This window comes from Parabacteroides caecihominis (assembly GCF_023656785.1).
GTDB classification, from domain to species: domain Bacteria; phylum Bacteroidota; class Bacteroidia; order Bacteroidales; family Tannerellaceae; genus Parabacteroides; species Parabacteroides segnis.
Window position 1 is genome coordinate 16,595 of record NZ_JAMOKS010000039.1, and the last position, 12,174, is coordinate 28,768.

10 protein-coding genes are annotated in these 12,174 nt (G+C 46.4%); all 10 read left to right on the forward strand.

Annotated elements, in window-relative coordinates:
- Positions 1-123 precede the first annotated feature (123 nt).
- The 10 genes from NBH14_RS23915 (at position 124) to NBH14_RS23960 (ending at position 12,167) form a co-directional block, all read left to right on the forward strand.
- Positions 124-1,770 carry an alpha-L-rhamnosidase-related protein gene (locus NBH14_RS23915; RefSeq protein ID WP_186958879.1) on the forward strand — a complete coding sequence of 549 codons (1,647 nt, stop codon included), beginning with the start codon at positions 124-126 and terminating at the stop codon, positions 1,768-1,770.
- A gap of 41 nt (positions 1,771-1,811) precedes the next feature.
- Positions 1,812-2,321 carry a DUF2867 domain-containing protein gene (locus NBH14_RS23920; protein ID WP_186958880.1) on the forward strand — a complete coding sequence of 170 codons (510 nt, stop codon included), beginning with the start codon at positions 1,812-1,814 and terminating at the stop codon, positions 2,319-2,321.
- Positions 2,322-2,484: 163 nt separating this feature from the next.
- Positions 2,485-3,534 (forward strand): SMP-30/gluconolactonase/LRE family protein, encoded by a 1,050-nt coding sequence (locus tag NBH14_RS23925; protein WP_186958881.1) that lies wholly within the window; start codon positions 2,485-2,487, stop codon positions 3,532-3,534.
- Between the two features lie 21 nt (positions 3,535-3,555).
- On the forward strand, positions 3,556-3,939 hold the full coding sequence (locus NBH14_RS23930; RefSeq protein WP_186958882.1) for a Lin0368 family putative glycerol transporter subunit: 384 nt from the start codon (positions 3,556-3,558) through the stop codon (positions 3,937-3,939).
- The gene (locus NBH14_RS23935) at positions 3,936-4,415 is read left to right on the forward strand and encodes a Lin0368 family putative glycerol transporter subunit (RefSeq protein WP_186958883.1); all 480 of its coding nucleotides are present in this window, start codon (positions 3,936-3,938) and stop codon (positions 4,413-4,415) included. The genes NBH14_RS23930 and NBH14_RS23935 overlap by 4 nt, the downstream gene beginning before the upstream one ends.
- Positions 4,416-4,431: 16 nt before the next feature.
- Positions 4,432-5,955, forward strand: a complete 1,524-nt coding sequence (gene xylB, locus NBH14_RS23940; RefSeq protein ID WP_186958884.1) for a xylulokinase — start codon at positions 4,432-4,434, stop codon at positions 5,953-5,955.
- A gap of 20 nt (positions 5,956-5,975) precedes the next feature.
- Positions 5,976-7,010 carry a zinc-dependent alcohol dehydrogenase gene (locus NBH14_RS23945; protein ID WP_186959013.1) on the forward strand — a complete coding sequence of 345 codons (1,035 nt, stop codon included), beginning with the start codon at positions 5,976-5,978 and terminating at the stop codon, positions 7,008-7,010.
- Positions 7,011-7,022: 12 nt separating this feature from the next.
- Positions 7,023-7,718: a deoxyribose-phosphate aldolase gene (gene deoC / locus NBH14_RS23950; protein WP_128134319.1), complete on the forward strand. Its 696-nt coding sequence runs from the start codon at positions 7,023-7,025 to the stop codon at positions 7,716-7,718.
- A gap of 157 nt (positions 7,719-7,875) precedes the next feature.
- On the forward strand, positions 7,876-10,365 hold the full coding sequence (locus NBH14_RS23955) for an HzsA-related protein (RefSeq protein ID WP_250817808.1): 2,490 nt from the start codon (positions 7,876-7,878) through the stop codon (positions 10,363-10,365).
- Positions 10,365-12,167, forward strand: coding sequence for a c-type cytochrome (locus NBH14_RS23960; protein WP_186958886.1), 1,803 nt, complete (start codon positions 10,365-10,367; stop codon positions 12,165-12,167). Before NBH14_RS23955 ends, NBH14_RS23960 begins: the two co-directional genes overlap by 1 nt.
- Positions 12,168-12,174 lie beyond the last annotated feature (7 nt).

Sequence of the window (12,174 nt, forward strand, 5' to 3'; positions counted from 1 at the left end):
GTCATTTTTGTAACATTTAATATCAATAATACAACATACATCCACCCGGTAAATAGTAATTTTACCAACTATTTATAAGAAAGAATACTTTTGATAAAACACTTATTCATATTTTATAGAAACATGAAAACGACCTTAAAAACACTTATATTAAACTGTTTACTTGCCAGTTGTTTTATAACAGTCCACGGACAAGATTTTTATGCCAGCCAGCGGGCATCCTGGTTACAAAAAGCAAAAGAAAGCATTCCTCAACTGACCGTTACAGAAAAAAAGCCGATCGGTTTAGTACATATCATAAAAGATGAAAATGCTTTCCAGCAATACAAAGCAGAGCAAACAGCACCTATAAATACACTCTACGATAACTCTTTTAAGGAGACAAAAGCCGTCATTGTCGATTTCGGAGAGCACATAACAGGTAGTTTCAGTTTCAGCACGGAGTTGCTAAAAGCCGAAGCAGACGCACCGGCACGCTTCAAACTTACATTCGGAGAAGTTCCTTCTGAACTGGTAACACCTTTCGATCCTTATCAGGGAGGACTCAGCCGTGCGTGGTTACAAGATGAAATAGTCACCATGATGACAATGCCGTCAACGATCACCATTCCACGCCGTGTATCCTTCAGATATGTAAAAATAGAACTTATCGCGACTCCTCCCGGATATGACTTCTGTATTTCCGGAATGAAATGCGATGCTGTTACTTCTGCCGTCAATACGCCCGGAAAATTATCAGCCGCCACACCACAGATATTTAAAGATATAGACCGGGTTAGTTTAAATACCCTGAAAGAATGTATGCAAACCGTTTACGAAGACGGTCCCAAAAGGGATCAGCGTCTGTGGTTAGGCGACTTGTATCTGGAAGCATTGGCTAACAACTATTCCTTCAAACAATACAATCTGACCAAACGCTGCCTCTACCTGCTGGCCGGACTAAGCGAGTATAACGGAAAATTAAACGCAACTGTTTTTGAAACCCGGGAGCCCAAGCCCCAGGCAAAACAACATTTATATGATTATTCTTTCCTGTTTGGCGTTACCCTCAAAGACTATTTGCAGGAAACGGGAGACAGAGAGACAGCTGAGGACCTTTGGCCCGTTGCAAAAAAACAATTAGAATCAGCTTACCAATACCTACAAGATGACGGAACAATGGATTACGAACGGGCATCCCGTGAATGGTGGATATTCTTCGACTGGAAAGACGGATTACACAGAGAAGTCGCTTTTCATGGCATTACTGCTTTTGCTTTCAAAGAGACCTACGAACTGGCTAAATTACTGAACAAAGAAAATGAAGTCGCCCAACTTCCGGGACTCATCAAAAAGATGAAAAAAGCTGCCCGAAAGCATTTCTATAATCCTAAAACGGGTTTATTCACAGGCAAATTGAATGATCAGGTTTCTTATGCTTCCCAGATATGGATGATACTGGGAGAAATACCTACACAAAAAGAAGCTCAACGATCTTTAAAAGCCTTGAAAACAACAGAGAATGTCTGCACTCCAGGAGCACCTTACCTGTTCCACTATTACATTGAGGCCCTGATCAAAAGCGGAATGTCGCAAGAAGCCCGAGATGAAGTAGCGGAATACTGGGGAGGAATGATCCACAAAGGCGCTGATACATTCTGGGAAGTTTATGATCCTAAAAATGAGTTTTTATCTCCATACAACTTTTTCCCGGTCAATAGCTATTGCCATGCCTGGAGTTGTACGCCAACGTATTTCATCCGGAAATACCCTGAGATATTCCAGAAATAAACTTATATTTGTCTCTGTTCTAACTGAAAAACAGAGACATTATGAAAGTAAAAGATTCTACTATTCCTCCTGGCAGCCTGATAAACAAATATCTCCCGGCAAATTATTCGGACTCATTCGAATGCGAAATAGACTCGGATAAAAAGATCACACCGGACGATATTCAGATATCATTCTGGACAGATATGCCTGATTGGGTTAATCAGCTTTTCAAACTACGCAATCTCTTGGTAAAACCATTCGGTCTGAAAGGCGGAGAAGGGAAGATACAGGAGTTTAAAGAATGTATCCGGTCAGGAGGTAGCTGTAGTTTTGCCCGTGTTACGGATAAGTCGCCGCAAGAAACAATCGTTTTTCTAGACGATAAACATCTGTGTGCTTATCTATCTGTCCATATAGAAGACCTTGAAGGGAATCGTAAAAAGGTCAGAAGTATTACAGTTGTGCATTTCCATTACTGGCTGGGATATATTTATTTCTATACAATATGCCCGTTTCATTATCTGGTGGTCAGGAATATTCTCAAATACACGTTGAAAAAGTTCATCTAGATTTATTCCAGCATATAAAAGCCAGATTTTATCACCTACTAAATATCAACACCTTACAAGAACACGAATCATTCACTGACCGAATTTTGAAAGATTTTGACCGATAGCTGAAACTCTTTCAGGGCAGGATTATATTTCTTTGCCAATGAAAAATCTATATATCATGAAGAACGTGTTTTTAATATCTGTTTTATTATCTGCATTACTGGGAGCCTGTACACCAGCAATGCAAAAAAGTGAACTATTCATGGAATTGCCGGATGATTGTCCGACACCCGACGGAATGGCAATTGCCCCGGACGGTGACCTGATCCTGGCCTGTCCGAACTTTGCCGATTTATCGAAACCCGCCTGCCTGATGCGGATCACTAAAGACGGGAAAATCAGCAAATGGATGAATGTACCCGTATTAGAAGAAACAGGTTGGGCTGCTCCCATGGGAATCACCTTCGATGATGAAGGGGACTTATTTATTTGTGACAACCAGGGATGGAGCGGAGCTGAAAAGGCCAGGAACAAAGGCCGAATCTTATGCTTAAAATTAGATGGCTACGAACTGAAAGAAGTTATCGAAGTAGCCACCGGTATGGAACACCCCAACGGCATCCGCTTCAGAAATGGGAAATTATATGTAACACAAAGCTCCCTCTCCTCCATCCAGGACCCGTCCGGATTACTGGTAAGCGGAGTCTATTGCTTCGACAAGAACGATATGAATATAAAAGTAACCAATACAAAAGCAGATAAGAACCTGCTCACAACCGTCATTACGAAAAACAAAGCAGTTCAGTACGGACTGGACGGAATCGTATTCGATAAAGAAGACAATTTATATGTAGGAAATTTTGGAGACGGCACCATTCACCGAATAACCATGAATCCCGATGGCAACGTGATCGGAAATGAGATATGGGCACAAGACCCGTCACAACTACGCACCACCGACGGAATGTGCATGGATGACGACGGAAATATCTGGGTAGCCGACTTTTCTGAAAATGCAGTAGCCCGTATAGACAAAAACGGCCGCATTCAGCGTATTGCCCAAAGTCCGGACTGCGACGGCAGCGACGGCGGTCTGGACCAGCCGGGAGAACCGATCGTCTGGAACGGCCAGGTGATCGTTTCCTGCTTCGACATCGTGACAGGTCCCGACAAAGTAAATACCAAACACGACAAGCCTTTTACACTGGCTAAATTACAATTGAACTAACAGATCATAAACCTAAATAACATGAAACACTACTTATCTACATTTGCAGGTTCGGCAATATGCGGAGGATTTGCTTTCGGCATCTGGCCGGAACTCTGGAAAACATACGGTTTAATGGGAGGATGGCTGGCAGCTACCCTTATTATCGGGATCATGTGGTACATGAACCATTATAACGGAGCCATATTGAACCCGGAAGGAAAAATATGGCTGGATCAGGGATGGTGTATCGGCTCTGCCGGCATAGCCTGGGGAATCGTCCGTTTCCAGGGCGATTTCACTCTGTTTTTCCTGGCTGCCCCCACTTTGCTTTGTTGTCTGATCGGAGGTGCTTTAGCCGGAATAACCATCTGGATGATGCGCTCATGCGGTAATCGCCTGTCAAAAGAGGAGGATGCAGTATGAGCGAATGGTTACAAACTTACAATGAATTGTTCGGCATGTACAATGCCGGTATCATAACCAGTATATTCGGTTCTTTCGCCGTCACTTTTACAGTTATATTCTGTTGGCCCAAACTGGTGAAAGATTTTGGAGCAAAAGGCGGATTTATTGCGGCTGCCTTAATTATAGGAACATTCTGGCTGGTGAATCACAAATTGCCCGGTTTCGGTTTCTCTACCGGTTTAGCTACCGATGTAAACGGATTACCCATGCAATTCAGCCTCATCCATCAGGGAGCCCGCGGAAGTGCTCCCTGGGTGGATATGGGATGGGCTATCGCTATGGGATTTGTCGTATGTGATACACTCTGCGCTCCCAAAGGGAAACGTTTGGGATTATTGAAAGAGGCTTTCCCACGTTGGGCCGTCATTATTGCCGGCGGGATAGCAGGAGGCATTCTGGTCGGACTGACCGGATATACGAATGCTGCATTATAAATAAAATTCAAAGACCATGGCAAAATACGTCATTGCACACGATTTAGGAACAAGTGGCAACAAAGCCACTTTATTCAATGAAGAGGGCATGCTGGTTGCATCCCGTGTCGCCTCTTACCAGACCGTTTATGCCGCCGGTAACCGGGCGGAACAAGATCCGTCCGACTGGTGGAAAGCCATAACAGAAACAACAAATGCATTACTCCAACTCGTATCACCCGAAGAGATCGCCGGAGTTGCCCTGAGCGGCCAGATGATGGGATGCTTATGTATCGATAAAAAAGGGAATCCGCTTTCTCCCCACCTGTTGTACTGCGACCAGCGTTCACAGGAGGAAGAAGTTTTCCTATGCGAAAAAATAGACCCGCTTCATTTCTATGAAATAACAGGACACCGTATCAGCGCCTCCTATTCAATAGAAAAATTAATGTGGATACGGAAACATATGCCGGAAGTTTTTGCAAAAACGTACAAAATGCTGAATGCAAAAGACTACATCAACTTCCGCCTTTGCGGTACGATCGCCACCGACCCGTCAGATGCTTCCGGAACAAATGCCTACGATCTGAACAGATGGTCATGGAGCGAAGAGATCATAGAGGCAGCCGGACTGGATATCTCCCTCTTCCCGGAAGTCCGTTCTTCTATTGATGTTATAGGAGAAGTAACGGAGGAAGCAGCCAAAACCACCGGACTCCGTAAAGGTACACCGGTTATCTGCGGAGGAGGCGACGGCAGTTGTGCCGGAGTCGGCGTAGGTTGCGTAGCCCCGGGGACATCCTACAATTATCTGGGGTCTTCCTCATGGGTTGCCCTGACGGTGGAAAAGCCGGTTGTAGACGAACAACGCCGTACTATGAACTGGGCGCATGTCGTGCCGGGCATGCTGCATCCGTCGGGAACTATGCAGACGGCAGGCGCTTCCTATAACTGGATGGTGCAACAACTCTGCCTGTTTGAACAGGAAGAGGCCAGAATCAGGAAAGGGAATGTGTACGAACTGATCGACGAACAGATACGGAAATCTCCGGTAGGCTCCAACAAACTATTGTTCCTGCCTTACCTGATGGGCGAACGTTCTCCCCGCTGGAACGTAAATGCCAAAGGCGCTTTTATCGGACTAACGGTAGGACACACGCATGGCGATATGCTTCGTTCCGTCATGGAAGGCATCACCCTGAACTTGGGACTTATCGTCAATATATTTCGCAACCACGTCCCCGTAGAAAATATGACGGTAATAGGAGGCTGTGCCAAAAATCCGATCTGGCAGCAGATGATGGCCGATATTTATCAGACTGAAATAAAAATCCCGAACTATCTGGAAGAAGCGACCTCCATGGGCGCCGCCATCTTGGCAGGGATCGGAGCCGGCTTATTCAAAGATTTCAGTGTAACCGACCGGTTTATCCATATCGACAAAAAGATCAGCCCTATCCCCGCCAATGTTGAGAAATACAAAGAATTAATTGCTGTTTTCGACCGGACGTACAATCATTTGAAAGATGTTTATACAGATCTGTCGGATTTAAATCTATAAGAATGAATATGAAAGGAAAAATGAAAAGCGTAATCGCAACAGCTCCCGGCGTAGTAGAAATCCGGGAAATAGATATACCTGTTATCACTCCGTACCAAGCCCTGGTAAAAACAGAAATGGTCGCTTTGTGCAATGCCACCGATAGCAAACTGATAGCCGGGCATTTCCCGGGGGCAGATCGGTTCCCGATGGCTTTAGGCCATGAAAATGTCGGCATTGTAATAGAAGTCGGAAGTAAAGTTCGAAATTTCAAGGTAGGCGACAGGGCGATCGGCGGATTGAATGCCACCTTTACGACACCGGGGCTGAACAGTGCCTGGGGCGGTTTCAGTGAATATGTCATAGTAAACGATTTCGAAGTTTTGCAGGAAGAAGGCCTTGCCACTCCGGAACAAGGCTGCTGGGACAGCTTCGAAATACAGAATGCAATACCGGCCGATATACAGCCGGAAGAAGCGGTCATTGCCTGTACCTGGCGTGAAATAGTGGGTGCATTCAAAGACTTCCGCCTGGAACCGGGAAAGAAAGTGATGGTATTCGGTGCCGGTCCTGTCGGGTTGAGTTTTGTGAAACTCGGCAAACTATTCGGTCTCGGACAAGTGGATATTGTCGACATGCTACCAGACAAACTGGAACTAGCCAGACAAATGGGTGCTGATAATGGCTATACGCCGGCCGAGATCGCGACACCCGAATTTATCGCTACCGCAAATCGTTCATACGATACGGTCATCGACGCTGTCGGCCTGCCTTCCATCGTCCATTCGGCCCTGCCCCTTATAAAAATGGCCGGAGATATTTGTGTATATGGGGTAATGACAAAGAATCCGACGATCGACCTGGACCAGGCTCCTTACAATTTCAACCTGTTCATCCACCGCTGGCCGACCCGTTCGGAAGAGAAACGGGCAATGATAGCGCTGACCGAATGGATACGCGAAGGCCGGCTGTCCGCATCCGATTTCATCTCCCACCGCTTTAAGATAGAACAAATAAACGAGGCCTTGGAAGCCATAAAACGTAACGAAGTTATAAAAACAGTTTTAACATTCTAAACATCATTTATCATGAACGAAATAATAGCGAACTTATCAGTAAAACAATTGGCAGGAATGATCGACCATACTTTCCTGAAACCTTTCGGCACAGCAGAAAACATTGAGAAACTATGTGCCGAAGCACGCAAATACGAATTCGCCATGGTTGCCATCAATCCGGCGGAAGTAGAAACCTGCGTCAAACTGCTGGAAGGTTCGCCCGTCCGTGTCGGTGCAGCCATCGGCTTTCCGTTAGGACAGACCACGACCGAATGCAAGGCTTTCGAAACACGCGACGCTATCGCTAAAGGAGCAACAGAAATAGATACAGTAATAAATGTACGCGCGTTACAAAAAGGCTGCCTGGATATTGTAAAGAAAGAAATCGAAGAGATGGTTGCCATCTGTAGACCGGCAGGCGTTATCTGCAAAGTAATTCTGGAAACCTGCTATCTGTCGGATACCGAAAAGGAAACAGTCTGCCGGATAGCCAAAGAGGCTGGAGTTGATTTTGTTAAGACCTCGACAGGTTTTGGAACAGCCGGTGCGACAGTAGAAGATGTAGCCCTGATGCGCCGTGTAGTTGGTCCGGAAATCGGAGTAAAAGCGGCTGGCGGTATCCGCGACCTCGATACTGCTTTAGCCATGATCAAGGCAGGAGCAACCCGCATCGGTACATCCAGCGGAGTTACTATTGTGGAGGCTTATAAAAGTGCTATTAAGTGAAAATCCCCACTAGCATGGGGATAATTCCCCATTGCAAAGGGGATTATTCCCCACTCTAGTGGGACTTTTTCCCCACAAATAAAAAATAAGTGGGGAAAAATGACTTCCGTTTGCCAATTCCGGCAAACCAATAATAACAAAGAAGGGAGTAATAGATATGAATAACTTACACAAAATAGGATTAGGACTTATGCTTCTCATTCTGGCTGCTTGCCAGAATAAGGAAAAGGCATGTAAGGACCATCACCCTGCCGACAAGCAGGAATTTATAACAGACATACAAGACCGGTTTAATAAAATAAAGGCAACCGAAAGTCTTGTTTCAAAAGACAGCACTGCCACCCTGATCCGGGAGGCACATCTGCATTTCTATCACCACTATCCGGTTTACTACGACTGGTGGTTACAGGATGGAAGCGATGTAAAATGGTTTGACAAAACATTGCCCGAACAAATTTCAGAGCGCTTACAAAAATTGCAGCAGGAAAGCCAAGTCACCGACACGCCGGAAAGTATAACACAGGCTTTATCCGCCTATCTGGATGCCTGTAAAACAAGAAGGGAACAGCGGCTGGCATCCTTTATTAAAAACACTCCCGAAATCGTGTTTACCAAATTCCGCACACTTCGCCCTTCCTTTTTCGCTTATACGGAAGGTCTGTCGGATGCCCGTGCAGAATGCAACTTCTTTGCTGGTGGCGAGCTGGCTTATTTCAAAATGGACGGGATCTGGGCAAAGGAAGAAACTTTATTGAAAGATACAGCCGGCGTCTTCCGGGATCCGGATGTTCATTTCGACGGTAAACATATTCTCTTTGCCTGGAAGAAATCCCAAAAGGAGGATGACTTTCACCTCTATGAAATGGAAATGCCGTCGCGGAAACTGAAACAGATCACTTCCGGTCTGGGATTTGCCGATATAGAGCCGATCTATCTGCCCGACGAAAATATCCTGTTCAATTCGACCCGCAACGGAAGTGCAGTGGATTGCTGGACTGTAGAAGTCAGCAACCTCTATCTCTGCGACCGCGAAGGACGTTACATGCGCCAGGTTGGTTTCGACCAGGTACATACATCAAACCCGACACTGCTCGATGACGGACGGGTGGTCTATACCCGCTGGGAATACAATGACCGTGGCCAGGTATTCATGCAACCGCTTTGCCAGATGAATCCGGACGGTACCGGACAAGCGGAATACTATGGCGGGAACAGTTTTTTCCCAACCACACTCACCCACACCCGGCAAATCCCCGGAACACGGAAAGTGATGGCGACAATCCTGGGACATCACACTCCCCAGCATGGCAAACTATGTATCATCGACCCGGAAGCCGGACGTGACGAGAATGAAGGCGTCATGCTGGTTGCCCCTCTCCGGAAACCGGAAGCCGTAAAAATCGACGCTTACGGGCAGTTCGCCGAGCAGTTCCAGCATCCTTACCCATTGAATGAAAAGGAGTTTTTAATATCCTATACCCCATTAGGTTACCATGTAGGTCATCCGATGGAATTCAGTATTTACTGGATGACACCGTCTGGTGAACGGGAGCTGCTGGTTTCAGACGCCAGCATATCCTGTAACCAACCGGTCTTGCTGTCCGAACGTGAACGTCCTTTCCAGCGCGTAGACAATGTGGACTATACAAAATATGAAGGTGTCTATTATATGCAAAATATCTACGAAGGCAACGGCTTGAAAGGTGTTCAGCCCGGAACAATCAAAAAACTAAGAATTGTAGAACCCATCTACCGGGTAGCCAGTATCGGTGCAGCTTACGGTTTTGATGCGGGTGGCGGCGGACATGCCTTCTCCCCGGTAGGTGTCGGCAACGCCAGCTGGGATGTAAAACGTATATTGGGAACTGTCGATGTTAATCCCGACGGTTCGGCTTTCTTTAAAGTACCTTGCCGTACTCCGTTGTATTTCCAGGCATTAGACGAAAACAACCGGGTTGTGCAAACCATGCGTAGCTGGTCGACGCTGCAACCGGGAGAAACGCAAAGTTGCGTAGGCTGCCATGAACATAAAAACACCGTTCCGATAGCCTCGCATCCGGTATCTATGGCAATGAACACAGGTATCCGTGAAATCGAACCGGAAGGTATCGGCGACCGCTGTTTCAGTTATATCAAAGAAGTGCAGCCCATCTGGGACGCTCATTGCATTTCCTGCCACGACGGGGTAAAAAGCAAGCTAAGCCTGAAAGGTGAGTTAAAGGTAGTAGACCAGCAGACGAAGCGTAAATTCTCAGACTCCTACCTGAACCTGACTCATGCCCGTCAAATGACCAGAGATAACGACTCCTGGCAGGGAGACGCCCATCATCCGGAAGTGAACTGGATCAGCAATTTATCGGAGCCGACTTTACTTGCCCCTTATTTTGCCGGTTCCAATACAAGTAATCTGATCAAGCGACTTGAAAACGGGCATGGCGGCTGCAAACTGAGCAAGGAGGAAATGGAAACGATCGCTTTATGGATCGACCTGTGTGTTCCGTTCATCGGAGATTACCGGGAAGCGAATAACTGGACACAGGAAGAAAAAGAGTATTATACTTATTATGAGAAGAAACGGGAAACATCCCGTGCTGCGGAAAAAGAAAATATCCGCCAGTATCTTCAATCGTTAAAAGCTAAGAAGTAATGATCATGAAAATAAACTGGACCTATATAGCCTGTCTCTCCCTGACCATTCTGATCGGATGCAGCGGAGATGATATTTTTGCTCCGGACCATATCTGGAATGCCGGAAAGCAAGGTGGACTCCTGGTGACAAACCGGGATAAAAAAGAAATATACCTCATCGACGCCAATTTCAATAAAACCGGGACAAAAGCGGTATTACCTGCCCCGGCAAACGATCTGGCGGAAACACCCGACCAGCATATCTGGGTGGTGTGTGACGGTGCAGACGGCTCTCTGTGCGAATTGAACGGAAAAGATTTATCCGTCATATCGGATACCCGATTGGGACATACGCCCTCCGCCCTGTTATTCAATAAACAAACCGCATCCTTGTGGACTACGCAGCGTTTCAATAATGAACTTTGGGAAGTTTCTCCGAAAACAAAAGAAGTACTGAACCGGATTCCCGTTGGACGTGAACCGGTAGACCTGGTCTCATTTGCAAACGACAGCATGCTGCTGGTAGCCAATAACCTGCCGGAAATGTCGTCGCTTGCTTATCCGGTCGCCTGTCAGTTGGATATTGTGGATGTGAACCATAAAAAGGTTGTGAAACGATTACAACTCCCAAACGGTTCGACTGATGTAAAAGCCCTGGCTACAGACAGTAAAGGCGACTATGCATATGCCGTCCATTTGCTGGCACGCTACCAGCTCCCGACCAATCAGGTGGACCGGGGATGGATGAGTACCAACGTTTTATCTGTCATCAACCTGCATTCACAGGAAGTGGAAAACACGGTTTTACTGGATACTCCCCAGAAAGGAGCCTCAAATCCCTGGAATGTCGTTGTTTCACCGGACGACAGCAAAATATGGGTAGCAATTTCCGGCACCCACGAACTGGCCTGTATAGACAGAGCGATGTTGCATAACCGTCTGGCACAGGTAAAAGAAGGAGGAAAAGCAACGCCTTCGACAAAAGATTATGCACATATCCGGGATGATGCCGGCTTCTTATACGGTATCCGCGATTTTTACAAGACACAAGGTAAAGGTCCCCGAGCCTTACACGTCACTCCGGATAAAGTATATACGGCAAATTACTACACCGGTGAACTGGTAGCTTTCAACCAAAGTGGGAAAGAGATGGTTTCTTCTTCATTGGGAACTCCTCTCGTTTCCACTCAAAAAGGCAAAGGCGACATGTATTTCCATGACGCATCGATTGGTTTCCAGGGATGGCAGAGTTGCGCCAGTTGTCATCCGAATGATGCCCGGATGGACGGACTGAATTGGGATCTGCTGAATGACGGAATGGGGAATCCTAAGAACACCAAGACGTTAGTCCTCTCCCACCAGACACCGCCCTGTATGGTTTCCGGAATCCGTAAAGATGCAGAGACCGCAGTTATTTCGGGAATCAAATATATTTTATTCTCGACTTCAACCGAAGAAGTGGCTCCGGCTATCGATGCCTATCTGAAATCGTTATCCCCGGTTCCCAGTCCCCGACTGGTGAACGGCAACCTGTCGGAAGCGGCAAAGAGAGGCAAAGCTCATTTTGAAAAAGATTGTTCTTCCTGCCATTCCGGAACCTACTACACAGATATGAAGCAATATAAAGTGAACTGGACCAACGGACCGGACGAGCATGTCAAAATGGATGTTCCCGCCCTGAACGAAGTATGGAGAACAGCCCCCTATTTATATGACGGACGTGCTTACACAATGCAGGATATGCTGAAAATACATGCTCCGGCAGAAACATTATCCGAAAGCGAACTGAATGACCTGGCAGAATACGTATTATCTTTATAATCAATAA

Coding starts and splice junctions, on each gene's coding strand:
- NBH14_RS23935 (WP_186958883.1), top strand. CDS start 3,936: ATGAGCGAATGGTTACAAACTTACAATGAATTGTTCGGCATGTACAAT.
- NBH14_RS23960 (WP_186958886.1), top strand. CDS start 10,365: ATGATCATGAAAATAAACTGGACCTATATAGCCTGTCTCTCCCTGACC.
- NBH14_RS23930 (WP_186958882.1), top strand. CDS start 3,556: ATGAAACACTACTTATCTACATTTGCAGGTTCGGCAATATGCGGAGGA.
- NBH14_RS23920 (WP_186958880.1), top strand. CDS start 1,812: ATGAAAGTAAAAGATTCTACTATTCCTCCTGGCAGCCTGATAAACAAA.
- NBH14_RS23945 (WP_186959013.1), top strand. CDS start 5,976: ATGAAAAGCGTAATCGCAACAGCTCCCGGCGTAGTAGAAATCCGGGAA.
- deoC (WP_128134319.1), top strand. CDS start 7,023: ATGAACGAAATAATAGCGAACTTATCAGTAAAACAATTGGCAGGAATG.
- xylB (WP_186958884.1), top strand. CDS start 4,432: ATGGCAAAATACGTCATTGCACACGATTTAGGAACAAGTGGCAACAAA.
- NBH14_RS23925 (WP_186958881.1), top strand. CDS start 2,485: ATGAAGAACGTGTTTTTAATATCTGTTTTATTATCTGCATTACTGGGA.
- NBH14_RS23955 (WP_250817808.1), top strand. CDS start 7,876: ATGAATAACTTACACAAAATAGGATTAGGACTTATGCTTCTCATTCTG.
- NBH14_RS23915 (WP_186958879.1), top strand. CDS start 124: ATGAAAACGACCTTAAAAACACTTATATTAAACTGTTTACTTGCCAGT.